At 32.6% G+C, this 20,202-nt stretch carries 20 protein-coding genes and 1 other RNA gene; 11 read left to right on the forward strand and 10 right to left on the reverse strand.

The genetic code is table 11. The features are described from left to right. Nucleotides 1-102: 102 nt before the first annotated feature. Both nhaA and EBF09_RS02160 read right to left on the reverse strand, forming a co-directional pair. Nucleotides 103-1,422: a sodium/proton antiporter NhaA gene (nhaA, locus tag EBF09_RS02155; RefSeq protein ID WP_121763502.1), complete on the reverse strand. Its 1,320-nt coding sequence runs from the start codon at nt 1,420-1,422 to the stop codon at nt 103-105. After that, entirely contained in the window at nt 1,423-4,200 is a 2,778-nt protein-coding gene (locus EBF09_RS02160; RefSeq protein WP_121763503.1) for a RecB-like helicase, read from the reverse strand. It lies immediately after the preceding gene. A 133-nt stretch (nt 4,201-4,333) separates the two neighbouring features. Between EBF09_RS02160 and EBF09_RS02165 the strand changes: the two genes are divergently transcribed. Then, nucleotides 4,334-5,212, forward strand: coding sequence for a DnaJ C-terminal domain-containing protein (locus EBF09_RS02165; RefSeq protein WP_121763504.1), 879 nt, complete (start codon nt 4,334-4,336; stop codon nt 5,210-5,212). Nucleotides 5,213-5,221: 9 nt separating this feature from the next. Beyond that, entirely contained in the window at nt 5,222-5,587 is a 366-nt protein-coding gene (locus EBF09_RS02170; RefSeq protein ID WP_111229832.1) for a heat shock protein transcriptional repressor HspR, read from the forward strand. 9 nt (nt 5,588-5,596) lie between these two features. Here EBF09_RS02170 and EBF09_RS02175 read toward each other — a convergent pair whose 3' ends face one another. The 4 genes from EBF09_RS02175 to EBF09_RS02190 form a co-directional block, all read right to left on the reverse strand. Then, complete coding sequence (locus tag EBF09_RS02175) at nt 5,597-6,406, reverse strand: metal ABC transporter permease (RefSeq protein WP_121763505.1); 810 nt, start codon at nt 6,404-6,406, stop codon at nt 5,597-5,599. Further along, nucleotides 6,399-7,178 (reverse strand): metal ABC transporter ATP-binding protein, encoded by a 780-nt coding sequence (locus EBF09_RS02180; RefSeq protein ID WP_121763506.1) that lies wholly within the window; start codon nt 7,176-7,178, stop codon nt 6,399-6,401. The genes EBF09_RS02175 and EBF09_RS02180 overlap by 8 nt, the downstream gene beginning before the upstream one ends. Then, nucleotides 7,175-8,002, reverse strand: a complete 828-nt coding sequence (locus EBF09_RS02185; protein WP_121763507.1) for a metal ABC transporter solute-binding protein, Zn/Mn family — start codon at nt 8,000-8,002, stop codon at nt 7,175-7,177. Before EBF09_RS02185 ends, EBF09_RS02180 begins: the two co-directional genes overlap by 4 nt. 78 nt (nt 8,003-8,080) lie before the next feature. Further along, on the reverse strand, nt 8,081-9,289 hold the full coding sequence (locus EBF09_RS02190; RefSeq protein WP_232817623.1) for an NAD(P)/FAD-dependent oxidoreductase: 1,209 nt from the start codon (nt 9,287-9,289) through the stop codon (nt 8,081-8,083). Between the two features lie 199 nt (nt 9,290-9,488). On the opposite strand from EBF09_RS02190, the gene hypB reads away from it, so the two are divergent. After that, nucleotides 9,489-10,184, forward strand: coding sequence for a hydrogenase nickel incorporation protein HypB (gene hypB, locus EBF09_RS02195; RefSeq protein ID WP_121763509.1), 696 nt, complete (start codon nt 9,489-9,491; stop codon nt 10,182-10,184). Further along, nucleotides 10,162-10,416: a HypC/HybG/HupF family hydrogenase formation chaperone gene (locus EBF09_RS02200; RefSeq protein ID WP_121763510.1), complete on the forward strand. Its 255-nt coding sequence runs from the start codon at nt 10,162-10,164 to the stop codon at nt 10,414-10,416. The genes hypB and EBF09_RS02200 overlap by 23 nt, the downstream gene beginning before the upstream one ends. 4 nt (nt 10,417-10,420) lie before the next feature. Here the strand turns inward: EBF09_RS02200 and ffs are convergent. Both ffs and EBF09_RS02210 read right to left on the reverse strand, forming a co-directional pair. Then, nucleotides 10,421-10,518, reverse strand: an RNA gene (gene ffs / locus EBF09_RS02205) — signal recognition particle sRNA small type. Between the two features lie 144 nt (nt 10,519-10,662). Further along, the gene (locus tag EBF09_RS02210) at nt 10,663-11,724 is read right to left on the reverse strand and encodes a DMT family transporter (protein ID WP_121763511.1); all 1,062 of its coding nucleotides are present in this window, start codon (nt 11,722-11,724) and stop codon (nt 10,663-10,665) included. A gap of 321 nt (nt 11,725-12,045) precedes the next feature. Here EBF09_RS02210 and ureG point away from each other — a divergent pair, with 321 nt between their 5' ends. The 7 genes from ureG to EBF09_RS02245 are packed head-to-tail and all read left to right on the forward strand — an operon-like array spanning nt 12,046 to nt 16,888. After that, complete coding sequence (gene ureG / locus EBF09_RS02215; RefSeq protein WP_121763512.1) at nt 12,046-12,654, forward strand: urease accessory protein UreG; 609 nt, start codon at nt 12,046-12,048, stop codon at nt 12,652-12,654. Beyond that, nucleotides 12,655-13,380, forward strand: a complete 726-nt coding sequence (locus EBF09_RS02220) for an urease accessory protein UreD (RefSeq protein WP_121763513.1) — start codon at nt 12,655-12,657, stop codon at nt 13,378-13,380. A gap of 41 nt (nt 13,381-13,421) precedes the next feature. Then, nucleotides 13,422-13,724: an urease subunit gamma gene (locus tag EBF09_RS02225; protein WP_121763514.1), complete on the forward strand. Its 303-nt coding sequence runs from the start codon at nt 13,422-13,424 to the stop codon at nt 13,722-13,724. 10 nt (nt 13,725-13,734) lie between these two features. Beyond that, nucleotides 13,735-14,040 (forward strand): urease subunit beta, encoded by a 306-nt coding sequence (locus EBF09_RS02230; protein WP_121763515.1) that lies wholly within the window; start codon nt 13,735-13,737, stop codon nt 14,038-14,040. Between the two features lie 9 nt (nt 14,041-14,049). Continuing rightward, entirely contained in the window at nt 14,050-15,756 is a 1,707-nt protein-coding gene (gene ureC / locus EBF09_RS02235) for an urease subunit alpha (protein WP_121763516.1), read from the forward strand. A gap of 11 nt (nt 15,757-15,767) precedes the next feature. Then, nucleotides 15,768-16,208 (forward strand): urease accessory protein UreE, encoded by a 441-nt coding sequence (locus tag EBF09_RS02240; protein ID WP_121763517.1) that lies wholly within the window; start codon nt 15,768-15,770, stop codon nt 16,206-16,208. Then, nucleotides 16,208-16,888, forward strand: coding sequence for an urease accessory protein UreF (locus EBF09_RS02245; protein ID WP_198672513.1), 681 nt, complete (start codon nt 16,208-16,210; stop codon nt 16,886-16,888). The genes EBF09_RS02240 and EBF09_RS02245 overlap by 1 nt, the downstream gene beginning before the upstream one ends. 3 nt (nt 16,889-16,891) lie before the next feature. Here EBF09_RS02245 and EBF09_RS02250 read toward each other — a convergent pair whose 3' ends face one another. Then, nucleotides 16,892-18,895 carry a capsular polysaccharide biosynthesis protein gene (locus EBF09_RS02250; protein WP_121763519.1) on the reverse strand — a complete coding sequence of 668 codons (2,004 nt, stop codon included), beginning with the start codon at nt 18,893-18,895 and terminating at the stop codon, nt 16,892-16,894. Then, on the reverse strand, nt 18,892-19,944 hold the full coding sequence (locus EBF09_RS02255) for a glycosyltransferase (protein ID WP_121763520.1): 1,053 nt from the start codon (nt 19,942-19,944) through the stop codon (nt 18,892-18,894). The genes EBF09_RS02250 and EBF09_RS02255 overlap by 4 nt, the downstream gene beginning before the upstream one ends. Nucleotides 19,945-20,202: the final 258 nt, after the last annotated feature.

A 20,202-nucleotide genomic window follows, 5' to 3' on the forward strand; every position in this document is an offset into this window, starting at 1 on the left:
TGAAATTTAAAATCTTTATTTGTGAAGTTAGCTAAAAATGGATATTTTTAAAAATAAAAGTATTGTCAAAATGAATACTCAAGGCTAAAAAGCCTTAGTATTTTATTCATGAGGGTGTGTGATTTTATCGCGTAAGATGAAGAAAAGACTGCCCAAAATTCCAGCAGTGAGTGAGGCGATTAAAATAGATATTTTTGCTACATCAGTAGCTTCAAGTGCATGCTCTCCACTAAATGCTAAGTTAGTTACAAAAATAGACATTGTAAATCCAATCCCGCCTAAAGCACCTGCTCCAAAAACTTCTACCCAAGTCATACCCTTAGGTCTTGCTGCAATGCCTAGCTTTTCTGCTAAGAATGTGAAAGTGAAAATTCCAAGTGGTTTTCCAAGAACAAGTCCGCATAAAATCCCTAAAAATACATGATCAATGTTGAAATTAATATTATCCCCTATGGTTACCCCTGCATTTGCAAAGGCAAAAATAGGCATAATCAAAAAGCTAGAATAAGGAGCTAGTGCGTGTTCTAGCCTTATGAGTGGATTTTGCACATCAGCTTTGTGTTTTGCAAAGTGATGTAAAGCTTCTAGTTGCTCATTTTGTAGAAGAACATTTTCTTTGTTTTTTTCTGCTTCTTGAAAGTGTCCTATGACAAGCTTGGCTTTTTCCATAAAAGATAATGTGTCAATTTTAGGAGTTACAGGAATAGTAAAGGCTAAAACTACTGCTGCAATGGTTGCATGGATTCCACAATTATGCACTGCAATCCACAAAAACACACCTAAAATCATATAAGGAGTAAGGCATTTAACTCCCATTTTATTTAAAAGGATTAAAACACATACGATTCCTGCTGCAACAGCCAACCACCAAAAAGATAAACCGCTACTATAAAAAAGAGCAATTACAATGATAGCACCTAAATCATCTGCCACTGCTAAAGAAACCAAAAACACCTTCACAGAAATAGAAACTCTTTTGCCTAAAGTAGCTAAAACCCCTAATGCAAAGGCAATATCTGTTGCCATAGGAATCCCAAAACCATGCTCTGAAGGAGTTCCCATATTGAGTGCATAATAAATAATTCCAGGCCCTATCATACCTCCAAGTGCTGCAATCACAGGCAAAGCTGCTCTTTTAAATCCTGCAAGTTCACCAAATAGAACTTCGCGTTTAATCTCTAAGCCCACAACTAAAAAGAAAAAAGCCATCAAAACATCATTAATCCAATGCTCTAAACTCATTCCTATGAAAGTTCCATTAATATCAAAGCCTACTTTGCTTTTCCAAAGGTTTGCATAACCCTCTGCCAAAGGAGAGTTTGCAACAATCATCGCTAAAATCGCACAACAAAGCAACAAAACACCCGCAAAAGATTCACTTTTTGCAAATTTCTTCATTGCTATAACAAATTGATTTTCCATTTAGTTACCTCCTTGCATAATTTCTATCCATTCTCCCTTGCCTTCTGTATAGAAGAGATAGCCATATACAGGCTTATTTAGGAATTTTTCTACACATTTTATGTATTCTTTCATTTGTTCTTGATAAGCTGGGCTTTTAGAACCGCTTTTATAATCAACAACAAATGCTTCTTTGGCATTTTCTATGAGAATATCCAATCTTTTTTGCCTTCCTTCTATTAAAAAGGGAACTTCACATTTTACACTACCTTTGGCTAAAATTTCTTTAAATTTAGGGTAATTTAAAGATATATTGCATTTATTTATAATATTATTTATGCTTTCTTCTTTTAAATAAAAACCCATTTTATTTAAAAGAATATTTTTTAAAATAGTATCTTCTAGCTTGCATTTTAGTTTTTGCTCCATAGCATAATGGAATGCAATCCCATAATATAAAGATTCTAAATTGCCTTTTGGTTTTGGTTTTTCTATGATTTGCATTTTGGTTTGCCTACCTAAATCTTGTGAAAAAATTTTTGTAAATTCTTCTTTTTTATTTGGGTGGCAAGGGGCAGGAGATGAAAAACTTTTTTGTTGATATTCTAAGATGGCTTCTTGTAAATCCCCTATTTTTTGTGTTTGTATCGCTAGCGTATCAAAAATACTTTTTTCTTCGTTTTTTAGTATATGCATTGTATTTTTAGCACGCGTTAATCCTACATAAAGTTGATTTTTTAGTTCCCTATCTATAAGATTTTTTTCTTTTTCAATAGCAGTTTTGTAATGTGTGTCAAGATGTTCTCTTAAAGGATTTGAAAGCTTATAGATTCTTTTGATTTCTATCCCATTATCTTTGAATTCAAAAAATAATTTTCCTCTTTTGTTTGTGGGTTTTGTGCTTCTATCTAATAAGATAATATTTTCAAACTCTAATCCTTTAGATTTGTGGATTGTCATTATTCTAATACCTGAAAAATCGCTAGAAACAATATCAGCCTCCAGCCTTTCCACTTCTTCTAAAAGCTCTTTTATGTTGGTGAAGTTTAAGCTGTATTCTAAAAATTTCTTAGCACTTAGGCTTGCAATTTTGTATTGCTCCATGATTTTTAGAAGTTTTATAGAGGGTTCTTTGTGCTTTAAAAAGAGGGGTAATTCTTGTGTTTTTAAACCCAAAAGCATAAAAAATTCTTCTTTAAAAAGAGGATTATTACTCTCACAAAAATGTAAATATTCAATCAAAGCACGCACTTCATTGTGTTTTATAAGTTTTGTGCTTGTGTCCATTACTACTTTTAAGTCTTTTTCTTGCAAGAAAGTTGCAGTTTCTACCACAGCCTTATTGTCAAAAACCAAAAGAGCAATTTCTTCTTCTTTTGCTCCTTTTTTTAATAAATCTTGTAAGATTAAAAATGCAGATTCTTTTAGATTTTGTGTTTGTGTGATATTTACAAAACCTTTTAGAGTGCTTTTTGCAATCTGTGGGATAAAACCTGTAATTTTTTGTGAAAATACAGCATTGATAAAATCTACAATATTTTTTGCACTGCGATAGTTTGTATCCATATATTCTTTTTGCATAGAGCTTGATGCAATTTCAAATAGGTTTGGATTCCCTCCTCTAAAACGATAGATAGATTGCTTAATATCACCTACATAAAAAAAGCTTCTTAGAAAATTTTTTGTGCCAACCCCTGCTTTAATTTCATCAATAAGGGGTTTTAGGATTTCATATTGTAAAATGCTTGTATCTTGAAATTCATCGATTAAAATATGGCTAAGAGTGCTATCAAGCCTAAAATAAAGAAAATCTTGAGAGATTTTTTCTTTATATAAAAGCTCATAAACTTTTTTAGAAACCAGCTCAAAGCTTAGAAAATTTTGTTTTTGAAAATAAAGTTCTTTTGCCTTTAAATAGAGATTTAAAAATGTATAAGTTTCTTGTAGATACTGCTTTTCTTCAAGAGTAAAAATCTCCACAAGACAATCTTTTAAATTTTGAAAATTTTGAGAATCAAAAGAAATTTTTGAAAATCCTCTAAATTTATCTAAACTCTCTTTAGTAAGCCAAGTTTTGCCTTTGTTTAGCATTTCTTCAAAGCTATCAAATTCTAATGCAGAATGGAGGGATTCTTTTTGTGTTAGATAATCCTCTTGTATTTTTTTACCGCAAATGAGTGCTTTTTCTTTGAGTTCTATTAAAGATTGATTGTCACATTGCGGGTTAAAAAGAGAGGGGGTTAATGATTCTAAAAAAGAATCTAAATAAGCACACAAGGATAAAAGAGATTCTAAATCCTGTGTATTTTGATACATAAAATGAATGGCTTTATTGAAATAAAGTGAATTTAAAGAAGTATTTTCCAAAAGTTCTAAAAATAAATTTGCAATTTCTTCATCGTTTTGCGAGGCAATTTTAAAATTATTTTTTACTCCAACATACCAGCAAAAATTTTTTAAAATCCTACCAAAAAAAGCATCAATGGTAGTGATTTTCAAATCTTCTTTTAAGAAGTTATGATAGATTTGCACAATCTTTTCTTCTATTTCTTTAGGATTATTTATGGTAATAAACTCAAGTTTTTTTATATATTCTATATCATTTTTATGATTATAAATTTCTTGTATTTGATGAATGATTCTTTCTTCCATCTCTTTGGCAGCTTTTTTAGTAAAGGTGAGCGTAAGAATAGAAGAGGGCTTTGCACCTAAAAATAATAATTCTAAATACCGCATAACAAGACGATAGGTTTTACCGCTTCCAGCACTTGCACTAAGGCACAATAGAGCATTTTTCATAATTTTCCTAAATAAAAAAGTTTTAGAAATTATAGCAGAAATATTTAAAACTTGATTGACATAAGCTAAACTTTTATAATATAATTTGTATTAGATTAATAGTTAAATTTTTAAAATAAAAGGTTAGTTAAAAATGTCAAAAAGTTTATACGATACTCTTGAAGTTTCTCCTAATGCAAGTGCAGATGAGATTAAAAAATCCTATCGCCGTTTAGCAAGAAAATATCACCCAGATATTAATAAAGAAAAAGATGCGGAGGAAAAATTTAAAGAAATTAATGCAGCTTATGAGATTTTAAGTGATGAAAAAAAGCGAAAACAATACGATCAATTTGGCGATTCTATGTTTGGCGGACAGAATTTTCATGATTTTGCAAGAGGACAGGGCAATGTCAATTTGGATGATATATTAAGTCAAATTTTTGGAGGAGGAGGTGGATTCTCCCAAGGGTTTGGGGGTGGATTTACAGGAGGCTTTAGCGAGGGATTTAATCCTTTTGGTGGAGGCTTTAGAAGTGCAAATTTAGATATTAATGCAAGCATTACTATCCCTTTTACAACCGCAATTTTAGGGGGAACTCATAGTGTGAATATAGAAGGAAATCACTATGATGTAAAAATACCAGCAGGCATTAAAGATGGAGGGACTTTACGCCTAAGAGGTAAGGGCAGAAGTGCAGGGGGACAGAGTGGAGATATGCTTTTAAAAGTTAACATAGCACCCCACCCTGAATATTCCAAAGAGGGAAACAATCTTACAAAAAGCTTTGATTTGCCTCTAAAAACAGCACTTTTTGGAGGAAAAGTGGAAGTAGAAACACTCTATAAGACACTTACTCTAAAAGTTCCCAAAAATACTAAAAATAAACAAAGATTTAGAGTAAAAGAGCTGGGTGCTTATGATAGGAAAAGTGGGGTAAAGGGAGATTTGTTCTTGGAAGCAAATGTGATTTTGCCTGATGTAGATAGTTTGTCACAAGAATTAAAAAATGCTTTAGAACAATATTTATAAGGAGAGAAAATGTATAGCTATGATGAACCTGTCTATCTTATTAGTGTTGTTGCAAAGATTTTGTCTATCCATCCACAAACACTTAGACAATACGAAAGAGAGGGGCTAGTAGAGCCTGGACGCACCGATGGCAAAATGCGTCTTTATTCTCAAAGGGATATTGATAAGATTAAAACCATTTTGCGTCTTACGCGGGATTTAGGGGTGAATTTAGCAGGGGTAGATATTATCTTGCGACTTAAAGATCGCCTAGATGAGCAGGATAAAGAAATTGAAAATCTTTTGATGGACTTAGAAAAATTTAAAAGCAATCAAAGTGGCAAGTCTATTATCAAAAAGCAAAGTTCTTATGAAGTGATTATTTATGAAAAATAAAATCATTTTTTAAAGAATTTGTTGTTTAGGCTTTTTGATAATGCTTAAGAAAAAGCCTAAACTTGCAACCATAATAATGCTTGCTCCACTGCTTAGATTTAAAAAATAGCTCAAAAGCAATCCTAATAGGCAAAATACCATACTTAATAATGCACTTGCAAACATCATAGAGCCCAGTCTTTTTGTAAATTGTTCTGCTATAAAACAAGGAATACTAAGGAGCGCAATCACTAAAATTAGTCCCACAGTGCGAATGGTGATTACAATACAAAAAGCAATCATAATCACCAAAAGATAATGAAAAAACTCTGTGGATACACCTTTTAATTTAGCAAATTGAGAATCAAAGCTAATAGCTTCAAATTGTCGGTAAAAAACCATAACTAACAATAAAAATAAAATATCCACAATACCCATAAGATATAAATCATAAAGTGAAATACCTAGAATACTCCCAAAAAGATAAGACATTAAGTCGCTTGTATAACCGCTTGAAAGATCAATTAAAATAATCCCAATCGCCATTCCTAAAGCCCAAATTACAGCAATGATATTGTCGCTTCTTTTTTCGTATTTTTTGGTAAGATAAGCCACGAGGATAGCTAAAAGTAGTGTAAAAAGGCTAGTGCTTAATAAAATAGGGATACCAAAATAAAAGGCTATTCCAATTCCACCAAAAGCTGCGTGGGTTATCCCGCCTGCCATAGAAAGAAGGCGATTTACCATAATTAAAGAACCTATAATCCCACATGCAATACTTACAAGAATAGCACCTATTAGGGCATGGATAAAAAAGTCATGTTGTAAGATTTCAAGCATTGTGTTTGCCTTTGGGATAATTTTTTGGCTTAAGATTCTCTTCACATTCACATTGATTAAGACTTAATTCCACATCGCAAAAATGATTGTGTTCTTTTAGGAGGTGTTTTAAAAATTGTGATTTTTGGGTTTCTTGATGATTTGTATGTAGGGTTAGCTCTTTATTAAGATGGGCGATTTTGTTAGCATAAGCTAAGATAAGGTTGATATTGTGGCAAATGAGGATTATTCCTATGCCTTGATGGTGCAAGGTTTTTAAAAGTTCAAAGATTTGAATAGACATTTTAGAATCCACACTTGCAGTGGGTTCATCTAGGATTAGAAGTTTGCATTCACTTACTAATGCTCTTGCTATAAATACGCGTTGAATCTGTCCTCCGCTTAAGTCTTGAATGCTTCTGTCCCAAAAATCTTGTAATTCAACTTTTTTAAGAGCATTTAATGCACTCTCTTTATCTTCTTTGCTGTAAAAACCAAATTTTTTTTTGTCGATTCTCCCCATAAGCACTACTTCTAAGACACGCAAAGGAAAATTTGGATTAGGGAGTGGATTTTGTGGGACATAGCCTATTTTATTCTTAGGGATAAAAAAAGAAAGGGGAACTTTTGCTTCTAAGATTCCTAAGATTAGTTTTATTAATGTAGATTTTCCACCCCCATTAGGCCCAATAATAGCCAAAAAATCCTTGCTATCATAGTTAAGATTGATATTTTTTAAAACCAATTCTTCTTTATAAGAGTAGTTAAGATTGCAAATATCAAATAATTTCATTTTAGACTATCTGCTAAGGATTGTGTGGTTTTTAAAAGCTCATTTTTCCAATCTCGTGATAAGTGATTGATTTGCACAACCTTTGCGTCCAATTCTTTTGCAAGTGTTTCTGTGGCATTTTTTGGAAATCCAGGTTGGACAAAAACTGCTTTAATATTATTTTCTTTTGCTTTTTTTATGAGTTCTAAGAGTTCTTTGGGCTTAGGTTCTTTGCCATTAATTTCTACGGGCAGTTGCACTAAATCATAAGCTTTTGCAAAATAACTCCAGCTAGGGTGATAAACAATAAATTGCCTAGTTTTTAAAGGGGTTAGAGTTGTTTTGATATGGCTATCTAATGCTTCTAGTTCTTTAATAAAATTAAGGTAGTTTGCTTGATAAAATTCTTTGTTTTGAGGATATTTTTGGCTTAAAGCTTCTAAAATATTTTTGGCTTGAATTTTGACGCAATTTGGATCTAACCAAGTGTGTGGATCAAAATGGTGGTGGGAATGATGATTGCTGGGGGATAAAAGAGTAATATTTGCATTTGTATCCACAAGGGTGAGGTTGGAAAAAAGATTTTGAAATTTATCTAACATTGTATTTTCAAAGTCCATATTTGCTCTAAAAAAGAGATCACTTTTGGAAAGTTTTAAAGCATCTTGTAGTTTAAAATCAAAATTATGCTCATCGCTATTGGGTGCAATTAAAATATTTATTTCCACGCTATCTTTTGCGATTTGCTTCACAAAATAAGCCTGAGGAGGAATGCTAACACTTACTATGGGTTTAGCTTCTAAAAAGCTCAAACAAAATAGTAAAAAAAATAAAAACTTATACATCCAAAAACCCCTTTAGAGTAAAATAAAATGGTTTAAAGAGTAGCAATTATATTTTTAAGAGCTTACTTTTTGCTTAAATTAATTGCTAGTGCGGTAGCGGAATTGTCCTTTTTTGAATACCATTTCAAAACCGCCAATGCTAAAGAGCCATTTATTTTCAATGGTGTTTTTCATAAAAGCTGCCATTTCTCCTTTGAGTTTTTTACCATAGACAATTCCTACTCCATCTGTGTGTCCTATGGAACATACCGTACCTCTATGGTGGAATTTAAAATCTCTTTTAAAAGGTTTGTTAGAGAGTTTAGCCACAAATAAATCTGCAATGTAATCTCCCATTTGTGCTGCTAATTGTGCTGTGGGAGCATGGATTACATCTTTGCTTGTAGCAAGCGCACAATCGCCCACAGCATAAATGTTAGGAAAGGTTTCACATTGAAGTTGGGAATTTACAGGGATTCTTCCTTTTTTGTTGGGGATTTCACTTTTTTCTACAATATCGCTTCCTTTGACACCCGCACTCCAAATGATAGTATTGCCACATATTTCTAATTCTTTTCCATCTTTTTCTAAGAGGACTTTATTTTTCTTTATTTCTTTGATATTTCCGCCACAAATAATTTCTACACCGAGTTTTTGGAGCTTATCTTGTGCTACTTTTGCTAATTTTTGATCAAATACGGGTAAAATATGCTCAGATCTTCCTATGCATGTGATTTTAGGAATGCTTTTGTCTATCCCACAAATAAGACTTAATTCGTTAATTTGCGTGGCAAGTTCTGCTGCAAATTCAATACCGGTAAATCCTGTTCCACAGATAATTGTATGGAGATCTTGAGGGTTTTTGGTATGCACAAATTCTTTAAACTTATTTTCTATGTTTTTAGAGAGTTTTAAAGAGGCATTTAAAGAAGAGAGTTTAAAAGTATGCTCTTCAACCCCTTTAATGCCAAAACTATCGGGTTTAAAACCAAGCCCAATGATTAAATAATCATAAGTATATTCGCCTCCATTTCCCACTACTTTGTTTTCATGGGGGAGAATTTTTAGAATCTTATCTTTAATAAAATGAACTTTTTTGGGATTGAGTATCTTTCTATAATAGATTCTAGCTTTTCTAGCACTCAATGTGCCTATGGAAACTTTATGGAGTAGGGTTGTTTGATAATGATAGTCATGTTTGCTAATAAGAGTGATGTTAGCGGGTATTTTAAGTTTTCTTTGAAGTCCTAAGGCAGCTTTTAGCCCTCCATATCCTCCGCCAATGATTAAAATTTTTGGAGTTTGCATTTTGTATCTCCTCATTTTGGTTAAATCTTGTAAAAGAATTATAGAAAAAAAATCAAAAAATTAAAATAAAATTTAACCAAATGAAGATTATTTAAAGCATAATGGATCACTTTTTTGTGTATTTTATTCTTTTATCAAGAATATTTTAGATAAGGTTAGCCATAATTTTGATATTTTTTAAAGGTTTTAAGGAGATTTTATGGAAAATCCCACAATGAGTAGAAAAAGTATTGAAGTGGTGAGTAGGATTCTTTCTAAAAATGATGAAGAAGCCATAAAACTAAGAGAGTTTTATAAAAATAACAATATTTTTGCTATCAATCTTATGAGCTCCCCAGGAAGCGGTAAAACTACACTTTTAGAAAGCATTGCTAGAAAAAAATTACTCAACTTTAGCGTAGTAGAGGGGGATTTGCAGACAAATAGAGATGCACAAAGATTGTTAAATCTTGGTATAAATGCTTATCAAATCTCCACAGGAGATGCGTGCCATTTAGAAGCTTTAATGGTAAAAGAAGCTTTAGAGAAATTGCAAAAGAATGCACCTTTAGAAGAATATCTTTTTGTAGAAAATGTGGGGAATCTTGTGTGTCCTGCAAGCTATGATTTAGGGGCGAATCTAAATATTGTATTGCTATCAACTCCAGAAGGCGATGATAAGGTATTAAAGTATCCTACGATGTTTTTGTGTGCGGATGCGGTTGTGATTAGCAAATCAGATTTAATAGAGGTTTTTCAATTTAAAATAGAGCAAGTAAGAGAAGATTTGGATAAGCTTAAAAAAGAAATTCCACTTTTTGTGCTTTCTAACAAAGATGAAGAAAGTTTGAAGGAATTTTGTGAATTTTTAAAAACCAAAAAAGGAGAAAATTATGTGTCTAGCCATACCTTCTAAAGTGATTTCTATTGATAAAAATGCAAATAGTGTGGTTTTGGATACCTTAGGGGTGATGCGCGAAGCTAGTTTGGATTTGATGAATGAGGAAGTGAAAATTGGTGATTATGTGCTGTTGCATATTGGTTATGTGATGGCAAAAATTGATGAAGCACAAGCAAAACTTTCTTTAGAAACTTATGAAGAGATTTTAAAATCCTTAGAAGAGGAAGAAAAGGAGCTAGATACATAAATACCCCTTTTAAGATACTTGCGGCACATAAGATTTTCAAGTGCTCTGCTGTGTTCCCACCCTGAAGCATTGCTTAAAAACCCCATTGCACAAGTCTCAAAAAGGGCAAGGTGTATTCTAATGTATTTTTTATTAATTACAACTTATTTGTAAAGAAAATAGGCTTATTTTGGGTAATTACATAAAAAGAGATTGAAATTTAAAAAGAGATTCTCTTAACATTTTTAAATGTTAAGAGAATAAGTTTTATTTATTTTTGCCTAGAAGTGCATTGAAAAGTCCATTTTGATAAGCAACTGCAAGTAAAGCAATCACAGCACCAAAGATTTGCAATGCAGATAAACTCTCGCCAAACATAATAGGAGCAATGAGTGCTACTGTCGCAATAGGGCTTAAAATCAAAAGTCCTGCACCTAGTGTTGGGTTTAGTTTGATAGAACCATGCTGTGTAAAAGTCCAAGCAGCGGCTTGTCCTGCTACTCCTAAAACAACCATCCAAAACCAATTGCTAGTATTGATAGGATCTCCTATCGTTACAGATGATAAAATGCTAGTGATATTTCCCATTTCAGCACTTAAATGCATAGCTTTAATCCCACCTGCTGTATCTACCATAACACCATTAGTAAAATCAAAACCTTGTCCTGTAATTAAAAAAGCCCAAACAAGTGGTGCAACTAATTGTGCAAAACTTGAAAGAAAAATAGGTTGCACAACTTGTCCATTTCCGATTCTTCCAGCTCTTCTACTAGCAAAGAGATAAATTCCATAACAAAATCCAGAAGTAAGTCCGCAAATTGTTCCAACTGCCATAATCCCTAAGCCAAAAACTTCTTGAGGACCATTTGGATCTACAATTCCATTTTCTAATGCACCTCCAGCTAAAATTACACCCGCTAGCATAATAGGAGCAATAAAATAGTAGCTAAAAGGAATCTTTTCTCTATCCACAAAGAAAGCTAAAGCAGGCAACATAATTACTTGAATATTTAATAAAATAGAAGCAATTCCAGAACCTACAAAGTAGATAGAATAGTTCCATGCTGTAAAGTCGATCCCTAAAACTAATCCGGCTAAAAGAGAGAGCAACACACCTTTTTTGCTAAGTGCGCCAATTTTTTTTGCTTCCATAATTGCAAAAGGCAATAAACAAATTACACCAATCAAACATCTAGTAAAAGCACCCGTTGCAGGATCAAAGTTGGATAACTTTTGCCAAGGTGCAGTAAAAGATAAAAATAAGATACCCACAAGGAATATCACATAAGTCATTGCGGTGGCATTTCCCCTAAGTTCGTTATTATTCATAATATTTCCTTTTTGAAATTAACTTTTATATTTATTAAAAATATAAATAGATAGATTATATTTTTTAGTAAATACTCCCTAAGATAACTATAAATTTTATAAAATTAACTGAATCATAATTTAAAAAAGACTATTTTTTAAATTTTTTAATAAAATGTTATAAAAGGTAATTTGAATAATAAAATAATGAAAAAAGTATTATTTTATTAATATTTTTAAGGTATTTTTATTAATTTATGCTTTAATAAAATTTATAATTTTAAGCTATATTTAAAATAAATTAGCCTACTATTTTTATATTTAAGAATTTGGAGAAAAAATATGAAAAAACCAGTGATTATAGGTGTCGGTGGTCCAGTAGGTGCTGGAAAGACATTGCTTATTGAAAGAGTGATTAGAAAAATGAGTAAAAATTATGAAATTGCAGTCGTAACGAATGATATTTATACTAAAGAAGATGCTTTGTTTTTGGCTAAAAATAGCGTTCTTAGCGAAGATAGGATTATAGGCGTAGAAACAGGAGGTTGTCCGCATACTGCAATTAGAGAAGACGCTTCTATGAATGAAGCAGCACTGAGTGAATTGCAAAAAAAGTTCAAACTTGATTTATTGTTTTTAGAGAGTGGCGGAGATAATCTAGCGGCGACTTTTAGTCCAGATTTGGTGGATTTTAGTATTTATGTAATTGATGTAGCACAGGGTGAAAAGATCCCACGAAAAGCGGGTGCAGGAATGATAAAGTCCGATTTATTTGTGATTAATAAAACAGATTTGGCTCCTTATGTGGGTGCAAACTTAGAGATTATGGCAAGCGATACAAGGCATTTTAGAGGTAATAAAGATTTTTATTTTACGAATCTTAAAAAAGATGAGGGCTTAGAAGAAGTGATTTCTTGGATTGAAAAAAATTGCCTTTTAAAAGATTTGTAGATGAATGCTTTAAAAATCAAGATTCAAGAAGGTTTTTTAAAAGAACATTATCAGCAAGGTATGCAAAGGCTCATGCAAGTCCCTATTTATGGAGGGGAAACTTGTAATGATAAAGAATTTTTTGCCTATATTAGCACTCTTGGTGGAGGATTAGTAGGGGGAGATTCTTATTTTCAAGAGATTAGTCTTTTAGATTCTAAGGCTACGCTAAATTCTCAGTCTAATCAAAAGATTTATAAGGGAAATTCCACTCTTCAAACAAGAATTGTTGTGGATGAAAAATCTGCTCTAGTGTTCCATAATGATGCAAATATTTTTTATGCAAAGAGTGATTTTAAAAGTAAAACAAGTATGTTTGCCAAAAAGGATTCTAAGTTTTTTTATTTAGATGGTGGATTTATAGGCTATTCTTTGGGCGATTTTAAGGCAAATATGCATTTTAGATTGTTTATAGATAGCAAACTTGTTTTAAACGATGTGTTTAATTATTTTTGCAAAAAAAATATTCATCTATTTTTAGAATATGAGTATTTTTATACGATTTTTATACGCGGATTAGAAGAGATACCTAGTATAAATGAGAAAAACATCAAAGCTTATGCAAGTAATCTTAAAGATAATTTAGTAGTAAGGGTTTTATCAAATAATCAAGGTGAAGCCATAGAATATATTAACGCTTTGAAGCGTTACTTTGTAAAAGGAGTAAAAATGAATTTTAATTATTAGAAAAATTTACAAAGTAATTTAAATTAATTTAAGGAGTAAATATGACTTTAACGCAAAAAGAGCAAGAAAAACTATTGTTAAGTTATGCAGCTGTTGTAGCAAGAAGACGCCTAGATAGAGGGCTAAAGTTAAATTGTCCTGAAGCAATAGCTATTATTAGTGATTTTATACTAGAAGGTGCAAGAGATGGCAAAAGCGTGAGTGAGCTTATGAATGAGGGCAAAAGCGTTTTATCTAAAGCACAAGTTTTAGAAGGTGTCGCAGATTTAGTAGATGAAGTGCAAGTAGAAGCTACCTTTAAAGATGGAACTAAACTTGTAACCATTCATAATCCGATTAATTAAGGAGAAAACTATGAAACTTGGTGAGATTATTTACGCACAAGGCGAGATTATTTGTAATGAGGGAAGAGAGGCAATAGAGTTAGAGATAACTAATAGGGGTGATAGACCCATTCAAGTAGGATCCCATTATCATTTTTATGAAACAAATTCTCTTTTGGAATTTGATAGAGAAAAAGCTAGAGGAAAAAGATTAGATATTATTAGTGGAACTGCAGTGAGATTTGAACCGGGCGTTACTAAAAGTGTAAAGTTGATTGATTTGGCAGGAAGTCGTGAAGTATGGGGACAAAACTGCAAAATAAATGGAAAATTATAAGGAGAAGCTATGTTTAAAATAAATAGAGCAGAATATGCATCACATTTTGGCCCTACAACAGGGGATAGCATAAGGCTTGCAGATACTAATCTTTTTGCTAGAGTTGAAAAAGATTATGCAGTGTATGGTGAAGAATGTAAATTTGGTGGTGGAAAAACACTAAGAGATGGTATGGGACAAAATTCTAGAATGCTTGATAAAGAAGTTGTAGATTTGATTATCACAAATGCTTTGGTTATTGATTATACAGGAATCTATAAAGCAGATATTGGTATTAAAGATGGACTTATCTATGGTATTGGTAAAGGTGGAAACCCAGATATTACAGATAATGTAGATTTTGTTACAGGAGTTAGCACAGAAGCTTTAGCAGGAGAGGGATTAATTTTAACAGCAGGTGGAGTGGATACACATATTCACTTTATTAATCCAGAGCAAGTGAATGAAGCATTAAGCAATGGTGTTACTACACTTTTTGGTGGTGGAACAGGTCCAAATGATGGTTCAAAAGCGACTACTTGCACACCCGGAAAATTTCATATTAAAAGAATGTTGCAAGGAACAGATGATTTGCCTATTAACATAGGACTTTATGCTAAAGGACATGGTTCTAATGTAGAAGTGAATTTAGAGCAACTAAGAGCAGGTGCAGCTGGACTTAAGATTCACGAAGATTGGGGGACTACAAAAAGTGCGATTGATAATGCGCTAAAGGCAGCAGAGATTGCAGATGTTTCTGTGGGAATCCATACAGATACTTTAAATGAATATGGTTGCGTGGAAGATACTAGGGCAGCTATTGGCGGAAGAACAATACACACTTTCCATACAGAAGGTGCAGGTGGAGGACATGCTCCAGATATTATTAAACTTGCAGGCGATGAAAATATTTTACCCGCTTCAACAAATCCTACAATGCCTTTTACTACAAATACGATTGAAGAGCATTTAGATATGCTAATGGTATGCCACCATTTAAGCAAAAATGTAAAAGAAGATGTTGCTTTTGCAGATAGTCGTATCAGAAAAGAAACAATCGGTGCTGAAGATGTGTTGCATGATATGGGTGTAATTTCTATTATGAGTTCTGATTCTCAAGCAATGGGAAGAATCGGAGAGGTTGTAAGTAGAACTTGGCAAACTGCACATAAAATGAAAGCTCAAAGAGGAATAATGGAGGGTGATAGTGAATATTGCGATAACAATAGAATTAAACGCTATATTGCAAAATACACTATTAATCCAGCCATTGCAGCAGGAGTTAGTGAGTATGTAGGAAGTGTAGAAGTGGGTAAAATCGCTGATTTAGTTTTATGGGATCCAAAATCATTTGGAACAAAACCTAAAATGGTTATCAAAGGTGGTTTTTGTGCACTTTCAGTAATGGGAGATAGCAATGCTTCTATTCCTACTCCAGAGCCTATTATGCATAGAAAAATGTTTGGTGCTATTGGAAGTGCTGTGCATAAGACTTGCTTTAGCTTTATGTGTCAAATGGCAGTAGATGCGAAAGTAGCAGAAGAATATGGGATTAAGAAAAAAGTATTGGCTGTTAAAAATGCAGCAAATGTAAAAAAGAAAGATATGAAATTAAATAATGCTACTCCAAAGATTGATGTAGATCCACAAACCTATGTAGTGAGTGTAGATGGTAAAGAGGCTTATAGTGAGCCTGTAAATGAATTGCCACTAGCACAAATGTATTATTTGTTTTAAGGATTTTAACAATGATCGTTACTAAAATACTCAATAATATTAATAACTTTGAATGCAAGGGTAAAGCCATTGATAAAGTGAAGTTAAGTGCAGATGATAGACTAAAGCAGATTGTTAGGCTAAAAAGTGATAATGGAATAGAAATAGGTGTGAATTTGCAAGAAGGGCATTTGCATGATGGAGATATTTTAGGCGAAGATGAAAAAAACATTTTTGTGGTGGAGTTTCTACCACAAAATGTGATTTTGATTATGCCTAAAGATATGATGCAAATGGGATTTGTCGCTCACTCTATTGGTAATAGACACACTCCTGCTGTTTTTGAAGATGGGGTTATGATAGTGGAGGAAGATTATTTGCTTATTGAATGGTTAGAGGCGAATAATGTTTCTTATAAAAAAGCACAAAAGGTTTTAAAATGTGCGCTAAAACATGCAAATCATCACCACTAATGCTTGGGCAATTTTTATTTGATAGTGCTTTTGCAAATGGTGCGTATTCTCATAGTTTTGGACTAGAAACTTATATTTCTTGGGGAAAGGTAAAGGATTCTAAGAGTTTTCAAGAATGGCTTAGTTTGTATATGCTAGAGGTTTTTGCATTGCAAGAGGGTGTCGTTTATATTTTGGCAAATGCACTAAAATCTAAGCCTTTAAGTCTTTTGAAATTAGCACGCATTGCAAATGCTTCTATTATGAGTGAGGAGAATCGTAAAGGCGCGATTAGCATAGCAAGAGCCACTTTGAAAAATACAGAATTTTTGCATAATGATTTATCGCATTGGTATTATCAAATTTGTCAAAATGAAGATTATGTACATCCAGCTATTGCTTTTAGCGTGCTAAGCCCTGAAGATTTAATAGAGCAATATGTCTATGCTAGTATCAAAACTCTTACGCAGAATGCTACAAGAGCCATACCTCTATCTTATAAAAAATCTAGTCAAATTTTATATGAGAATTTAGAGCTTGCAAGAGAGGTTAGGCAAAAGTGTTATCTTCTAGCCGAGCAAGTTTTGCAAAAAAAGAATATAAATTTAAGCGTGCTTGAAGATCTTTTTGTCTCTCATCAAGAAATAGATTTAGCGACTTTTGCACATGAAAAGCTAGATTTTAGATTGTTTATGAGCTAGAAGCTAGCAAAATAGTCGCAATATTTTTTGCAAATAGCGTGAGATTTTAGAATAAAGTTTTGATTTTAAAGCATATAATTTATTTGTCTGAAGCTTTTGCTTTTCTTCTTCTAGTGCATCTATTAGGACAAGCGGGTGGCAGTATTCTAGTGTTTTTGGGTGGATATAGCGGGGGTAGAGAATGTAAGTTGCGGCAATAAGCTCTTCTAATGTGCGAATTTTAGTGCGTCTAGGGCAAGTTTGTTTATCTAGGGTAAGTCCCCAACCCGCATAAAAAGGCAAACCATAAGTTACCACCTTTTTACCATAGATTAAAGCTTCAAAGCCACTTAGTGAGGTGAGTGTATGCACTTCATCTACTGCTTCTATGCAAGAAGCTAGGCTGATGTCAGTAGCAAGTGCGTCGCAAAATTCCTTTGCAATAGGGGTAGGGATATTACCTATGCGATTGCCACTTAATACATCAGGGTGGGGCTTATAGAGGATAAAGGCATTTTTATTTTCTTCTCTTGCTTGTTTTAGGAGGCTAAGATTAGTCGCTCCTTTAGCTCCATAGCGTATTGAGGCGTCATCTTCTACTTGTCCGATTACTAATATTTTGGTTTTACTTTCGGGGAGATTTAGGGTTTTGTGGTTTGTGGTGTTATATTTTGAGATTTTGGTTTTTAGGATTTTTTCTCTTAGGATTTTTGCCTCATTAAGCTCTTTTTGGCTAAATTTATGATTGTTTAAAATCTCTTCTAAATCGCTACTTTTTGTGGGATCAAAATAGATTCCCTTTGTATCAAAGCTCTGCGAATAGGGGCGTGTGAGATCAGAACCTAAAGAAATGGAGCGGATAAAGCCATCTTCAACCCTTGTAAGCTTTAAATGATGCTTGTTAGCATATTCTTCAACCTCTTTAAATTCCTTTCTTCCCCAGATAAAAATTTCACTTTGTGAATCTAGTCCTTTTTTGAGGGCTAGTTTTAGGGGAGTGGAGAAAATAGGATTGATAAATTTAAGATTTTCTTTTTTGTATTCTTTTAAAAAAGGAGGGATAAAGCTATGTTTCCACCTAGAAAATCCAAAAAAGAAGGCTTTATTATTATTTTTTAAGGCTAAATGCTTATAAGCAATAATAGTTTCTAATGTGTCTAAAATATCGCTTTTTCTTTGGTAAATGGGATTGCAATAAGTGCTATAAAGGATATAGCTAGCTGCAAAGACTTCTTCTAGTGTGCGAATTTTAGTGCGTCTAGGGCAGGTTTGTTTATCTAGGGTAAGCCCCCAACCTGCATAAAAAGGCAAGCCAAAACACACACATTCACAGCCAGTCATCAATGCTTCAAAGCCCATTTGGGAAGTTTTGGTATAGACTTTTTTAAAATGTTTTAAAAGAGAGATGGGGTTAAAGTCTTCTGTGATGAGTTTTATGGAACTTGGAATTTCTTGTGGATTAATATCGGAATTTTTTTTGCCACTTAATACATCAGGGTGGATTTTAAGGTAGATTTCCTTATCTTTATTTTCATTGATAGCACAATTTATCAAATCTTTTGTGCTAAATTTATCTCCAAGTCCATATTTTAGGCTTAGATCTCCGCTAGTTTGAGAGATAATCAAAACCTTTTCTTTGGAGCTTGTAAAGTAGGTAGGGGGGACATTAGGAGTGTGATTGTATTTTGAAATATTATGGGTGATGATGAGATTTATCGCTTTTTTAGCAGTTTTTAGAAGGGTTGGATTTTTTGTAAAATCATAATGGTTTAAAATCTCTTCTAAAGCACTAGGAGTGGTGGCATCATAGTAGATTCCAAGATTATCACTCGTCAGTGAAAAACTAGGGGAATTTTCCACACCAAGCCCTAAAGAGCGGATAAAGCCATCTTCTAGGAGAGTAAAATCACTTTTGAAAATTTTAGCAAGAGATTTTGCAAATCTCCCTGTTTTTTTATATCCCCAACCCTTAAAATGCTGATTTTTAAAGATTTGTTTGATGTTATAGATGTAGTAGTTTGGTTTCATGGTAGTCTTTTGTGAAATTTAAAAATTTTACTATCTTGCAAAAAAGATTTGGGATTAAGAAAGAGTTTTCTTAATTTGTTTCCCAGTGGTTTTTTAGGAGGTTTTATGCCTTTTCCATAAGAGAAAAATCCTATGCATTGATCTTTGGAATAGCCATGTTCTTGAGCTAATTGTAGAATAAAATCTTCTATGCTAGGAAGCTTTTTTGTGGAAGCCCAAATATTTGTATTGCATTTATCAAAATTTTGCATGGATTCTAAAAGAAGGATTTTATTAGATTCTTTGCGGAAATAAAAAGGGTTGCTAAAAGGGCGTGGGTGCCACAAGTGCAATAAGAAAAGATTATCAAAGAAGTAAGGCAGAGAATAGCGTGCCATATAGTTTCTAAAGCCTTTTAGGTTGGCTACAAATTGTGAAGTTTGATTAAAGTAATAATCTGTATTTTGTGCTGAATGTGGGTAATGTGCAAAAAGTCTGTGTAAAAAATCAAAATCCTCCCCACCATGTCCTAAAAAATTTTCTTTAAAACCTCCAAGCTTTAAAAAGATTTCTTTTTTTAGAAGAATGGCTGAGCCATTTGCTGCAAAGCTTTCAATGAGATGGTTTTCACCTTTAAGAAAACTTTGTTTAAGGGCAGTGGTATTATTAGTAGAGATTAAAAAATGACTACCTTTTTTGGTGAGGTATAAAAAAGGTAATGCAATGAAGTTTTTTTTGTTTTGAAGTATTTCATTGCCTAGAAATAGAAGTTTTTTAATGAGTTCAAAGTTGAAAAATAAATCTACATCATAGAAAAATATAAGCTTATGAGAGGCTTTAGAAACTGCTTGATTTCTAGCTTTAGCAGGTGAGAAAGCCTTATCTTTTGTGTAGGTGTGGATAATTTTGATGTTTTTAAAAGAGCTATTTAAAATAGGTTTTTTGCTAGAATCTGCAATGATTAATTCTATATTATTAAGGGTGGAAAAATTTTTTATAAGTAATTTTGCTCTTTTATAAATATAGGAATATTTATTTTTATAAAAAATGGGTGTTATAAATGTAATCAAGACAAGCCTTAAAAAAAAGTTTAAAAACTAGTTAATTTTATCTAAAATATATTGAAAAGTATGTAAAATGAATTTGAAAAATTAAGCGCTTTTTGAATATAGAAAGGAGGATTGATTTTTGGGAGTTAGATTAGTGTATGCTAGTCAGCAGATAAAGGTAAATAGGCTATTTCGTTGTTTGACCCCCAAAAAATACAAAGGTTTTCATAAGTATGCAATAGTATCTGCTGTATATAATGTAGAAAAATATTTAGAGGA

The organism is Helicobacter burdigaliensis (genome assembly GCF_003670295.1).
In the GTDB taxonomy this organism is placed as follows: domain Bacteria; phylum Campylobacterota; class Campylobacteria; order Campylobacterales; family Helicobacteraceae; genus Helicobacter_D; species Helicobacter_D burdigaliensis.